We start from the raw sequence: 3,501 nt of genomic DNA, 5'->3' as shown, positions 1-3,501 counted from the left end.
CGACCGTCCGGCCGCGCGGCACCCGCACCTCCACGAGCAGCCGCCCGGCCCGCGCCGCCGGCCGCCGCCGGGACAGCGGCAACCAGCCCGGCGCCAGGCCGCGGGACCGCGCCGGCAACAGCGCGTACGCCCGCCGGGTGCCGTGCGCCGGCCACCGGCTGACGTCGTGCGGCAGCCCACCGCTCGACGCGCTCGCCGGCGCAGACCGAATCCGCAGCGACCCGCAGTCCAGCCCGTCGACGGGTTGGAGCCCGCCGTCGTCGGTGGCCCGGAATCCGTCCCGCACGCGCGCCCGCTCCAGCCGGCCGGCCGGCAGCAGATAGGTGTCCGGGGCACCGAGCAGATACTGCAGGCGCGCCGGGACGTGGGAGCGCAGCACCTGCACCGGGATCGCGCCGCCCGGGGAGATCCGGACGCGCAGGAGGTCCGACCGGTGCGGCGCGGACCGCGGGTCGAGGTGGGCGACCAGGAACAGCTCCGCGCTGGGTACGCCGTCGGTCGCCGCCCGTTCCAGGTCGCCGGTGACCGGCACGAACGCCTCGAACGCGGTGACGTTGACCTGCTGGCCGGGGCGCAGCCACGGTGGCCCGTACCGGCCCGCGCGGCGGGTCTCGGCGGCCAGCGTCGGGCGGGCCGAGGGCGCCGGCCGGGCGGCCTCGTGTCGTTCCGGCGGGGTGCCGGCCCGCGTGGCCCTGGACGGAGCGGTGTCGTCCGACGCGGTGTCCACCGGCCGGTCGCCGTCCGGAGCGTCGGCCACCACGATGCGCTGTCGCAACGAGCGGGGCACCAGCAGGCCGTCGGGGGTCGCGTCGACGGCCGGCGGGCTGTCTGCGTAGCGCGGTCGGTGGGCCTGCCACTGCGTCACGCCACCCGCCGCGTCGAGCGCGCGCAGGTCGTGGTGGTCGCCGACGAGTTCCGCCCGGCCGCCCGGCGGTGGGGTCCAGACCGTGGCGCCGGTGGTTTCGGCCAGCTCGGCGGCCTGGGTGACGAGCTTCGCCTGCTCGTCCGGCTCGGACGGCCAGGTGAGCCACAGCCGCAGGTCGGCGCCGTAGAGCGGCAGGTCGCCGAGGAGCGCGGCTAGGTGCCCGGCGTCGCGTACCTGCTGGGTGCCGCTGTAGTCGCCGATCAGGAAGCCGCCGGAGCGGGCCGTGACCGAGACCGTGACCAGCTCGGACATGGTGGCGCCGAGCCGGTGGGCGGTGGCTCGGCGGGCCACGAAGTCCGCCCGGGTGGCCAACGCCACACCGGTAGCCAACGGCAGGTTGACCACCCCGGTCCGGGGCCGGACCAGACCGTCCTTCATGGCGAACCAGCCGGGCAGCGGGGTTGCCAGGTCGGGTGGTTGCAGCACCAGCCAGTCCATCGGTTGGCGGGTGACCCGGTCCAGGGGCAGCGCGTGCAGCGGGCCGTCGTCGGCGTCGGGGGCGCGCCCGGCCAGCACCTGCCGGATGTCCGCGCCGTCGGGGCTGACCAGCACGTCGTGCCCCAGCAGGCCGGCCACCTCGGTGAACAGTTCGGCGTGGCGGGCGCCGTCGTCAGCGAGGATCCGCACGTCGTCCGCGACGTCCCCGGTGCGCCGCACCAGGTCCGCCACGGCGGGCGCGTCCAGCGGGCGGTCCGGTTCGCCCGGCAACGCCGGCCGCCCCCGGGGACCGCAGACCAGCCAGAGATCCAGCAGGCCGGGCACCCGCCGGTGCCGGCGCGGGTCGAAGCGGCGGGTGCTCGGCACCCGGTCGATCCCCCGGCCGTCCATGGCCTGCGCCAGCTCTGTCACCACCGTCCCCGCCTTCGTTCCACCGACGCCCCACCGGCGGCCGGAGCTGCCCGACATCGAGGGCCGGTACCCTCGGCGTTCTCCATGACGGGCGCCATGGAAATCTGGTTCAGATTGATTTGAACGAAGTCGCCGCTGATCCGCAATAGACGGTGGCGGCTGATCGGTCTGGGCCGCGGTGACGGAAGGGGAACCCGGTGCTGGCGAAGCACTCCATCCTTGCTCGACTGCTCGTGGTGGTGATGGTCGGCTGCGCGATCCTGGCCGCGCCACGGCCCTCGGCCGCCGGGTCCGCGCCGGACACCGAGCCGTACGTGAAGTACTACCTGGTCACGGCGCGCTACCAGGGCCAGCCGGAGAATCTCACCGAGATCGCCCGGCGCTTCCTCGGCAGCGGCGAGCGGTCCGCCGAGATCTACCAGCTCAACACCGGTCGGGTCCAGCCGGACGGGGGCCGGCTGACCGACCCGGCCGCCCTGAAGGCCGGGTGGTACCTGGTGCTGCCGTGGGACGCCGCCGGCCAGGGCGTCGAGTACGGACAGCTGCCGGCCCCCCGCAAGCCGTCCGCCGGCCCCACCCCGGCGCGTTCGCCGAGCGTACGGCCGGACGGCAGCCCGTCGCCGAGCCCCAGTCACACGGCCTCGCGCTCTCCCGGTGGCGGCGGCCCGGCCGCGCGGTGCACCGCCACGACCGCGTCGAGCGGCCGGTCGGAGTGGGCGCAACTGCGGATGGCGGCCGACAGCGCGTGGACCCTGACCCGTGGCAACGGGGTCAAGGTCGCCGTCGTCGACAGCGGGGTCGACGCCGGGCTCCAGCAGCTCAGCGGCCGGGTCGCGGTGGGCGCGGACGTCACCGTCGGCAACGGGCGCGGTGACGAGGACTGCCTGGGTTCCGGTACGGCGATGGCCGGCATCATCGCCGCCGACGACAGCGTCGAGGGCAGCCCGGTGGGGCTCGCGCCGGACGCGACCATCGTGCCGGTGCGGATGGTCCGCTCCTCGGGCGACGCCCGGCCGGCCGACGCGGCGACGGCCATCGAGGTGGCGGTCAGCACGGGTGCCTCGGTGGTCGCGCTCGGCTCCCGGGTCGACCTGGCCGATCCGGCGGTCGCGGCGTCGCTGGCCACCGCGCTGGAGCACGACGTAGTGGTGGTGGCGGGTGCGCCGGTCAAACCCACCACGCTTCCGTCGCCGCGCGGCGGATCCGGCGGCGGGGCGTTGGTGCTCACCGGCGGCGTCGGCGCGGGCGGCCAGCTCGCCGAGAAGTATCTCGACGGCTCGGTCGAGGTGGTCGCCCCCGGCATCGAGGTGGCGACGCTCGGCGTGGGCGGCGGCAAGGTCGTCGGCAACACCGGCACCGAGTTCGCGGTGGCGTTCGTGGCCGGCGAGGCCGCGCTGATCCGGGCCGCCCAGCCCGATCTCACCGCCGCGCAGGTGAAGGAGCGCATCCGCGGCACCGCCGACCCGGTCGGCGGGCAGGTGGCCGAGGGTGATTCCCGGTACGGCTCCGGCATGATCAACCCCGCTGCCTCGGTGGCGCCCTCCGTGGGCGGTCGGGACCCGGCCGCCGCCCAGGCGAACCGCGGTGGCGGGGGCACGCTGTTCGCCGTACTCCTGGGTCTCGCCCTGGCGTTCGGCGCGGGCGGCTTCCTGGTGTTCCGGATGCGCCGCCGCCGGTACGCCGGCTGACCCGCACGACGGCCGGCGCCCCCGGTCATCCCGAGCGGG

2 protein-coding genes are annotated in these 3,501 nt (G+C 76.3%); one reads left to right on the top strand and one right to left on the bottom strand.

What is annotated here, in order from left to right:
• On the bottom strand, positions 1–1,777 hold a 1,777-nt coding region (locus tag AB0J68_RS29420), incomplete at its 3' end, for a hypothetical protein (protein ID WP_363941810.1).
• Between the two features lie 194 nt (positions 1,778–1,971).
• Here AB0J68_RS29420 and AB0J68_RS29415 point away from each other — a divergent pair.
• Complete coding sequence (locus AB0J68_RS29415) at positions 1,972–3,462, top strand: S8 family serine peptidase (protein WP_354863121.1); 1,491 nt, start codon at positions 1,972–1,974, stop codon at positions 3,460–3,462.
• Positions 3,463–3,501 lie beyond the last annotated feature (39 nt).

Source organism: Micromonospora sp. NPDC049580, from assembly GCF_040675595.1.
Lineage (GTDB): Bacteria > Actinomycetota > Actinomycetes > Mycobacteriales > Micromonosporaceae > Micromonospora.
Note: the sequence above shows the minus strand (reverse complement) of the source record. Positions and strands in the feature narration are given on the sequence as shown.